The sequence below is a fragment of the Mesorhizobium sp. M1143 genome (assembly GCF_040318435.1).
Lineage (GTDB): Bacteria > Pseudomonadota > Alphaproteobacteria > Rhizobiales > Rhizobiaceae > Mesorhizobium.
On the sequence record NZ_JAMYMJ010000183.1, the window covers coordinates 1 to 1098 of the forward strand.

A 1098-nucleotide genomic window follows, 5' to 3' on the forward strand; every position below is an offset into this window, starting at 1 on the left:
TAGGGCCAAGACTCATAATTGTGGTGCGAGCGCTGCAGCGCTGTCGTCAGTCTCGGCAACATTGTGCTTGAATTGTTATGAGGCGATCAGGGGGCGACCCTGACCGGGTTCGGATTCGCACCGAAACGGGTTACCCCGACTATCTAAGCCCGAAATGCCGCTGCGGGCCCTACAGGAGCGACCTGTCCTTCCGCACTGAGCGTCGACATCACGCCAGACTACTGTTTGCCTATGATCCCACAATTTTGCAAGTAGTTCGGGTTCGGCGTTAGAGCCAATAGCTGATTGTCGCTGCGATGCAGACCGCAGCGAGGAAGTTGGTAGCCAATCGATCATATCGGGTGGCGATGCGGCGGAAGTCCTTAAGCCTGCAGAACATGCGCTCGATGGCGTTGCGGTCGCGGTAGAGGTAGGGCGAGAAGCAGTTCTTCCACTTCCTGTTTGCCTTCGGTGGAATATTGGCGAAAGCGCCGCGCTGCTTGACCTGGCGACGAATTGCGTCGCTGTCGTAGCCTTTGTCGGCGTTCAGCAGGGTTGTCGTCGGCATCTGATCGATCAGCACCTCGCCCGCCTTGCAGTCGGCAACGTTGCCGCCGGTCAAAAGGAAGGCGACTGGCCTGCACATTCCATCAGTCAGGGCGTGGATCTTGGTGGTGCGCCCGCCGCGTGATCTGCCAATTGCCTGGTTGAGTTCCCCCTTTTTCCGCCCGCCGCACTGCGATGGGCACGAACAGCCGAGGAATCGATAAGCAGTTGTGCCGGTGGCCCACCAGCACTGGCCAAGGCTTGGAATATGCCGGTCCAGATGCCCTTGTTAGCCCAGCGATGGAAGCGATTGTAGAGCGTCTTCCTCGGACCGTAGGCGGCAGGTGCGTCCACCCAGCGTCCACCGCTCTTGATGACGTGGATGATACCGCTGATAACCCGCCGATCATCCACGCGAGCCTTGCCCCGCGTGTCAGTTGGAAGATGCGGCTTGAGCTTCGAGAATTGTTCGCCCGTCAGCCAGAAATAGTCCCGATCCATCGAAGCCTCCAGTCGGTGACCTTGAATCACGGCAGCCGCATCAATGAAAGCGGTTTATGGGTCCGGACCCTA

At 58.8% G+C, this 1098-nt stretch carries 1 protein-coding gene; it reads right to left on the reverse strand.

Annotated elements, in window-relative coordinates:
• Positions 1-268: 268 nt before the first annotated feature.
• Positions 269-1026 (reverse strand): IS5 family transposase gene (locus NKH35_RS31815; protein ID WP_155923506.1). Its coding sequence is split into 2 segments (ribosomal slippage): positions 269-699 and positions 699-1026, totalling 759 coding nucleotides; the frame shifts between segments, so codons are not numbered across the junction.
• Positions 1027-1098: the final 72 nt, after the last annotated feature.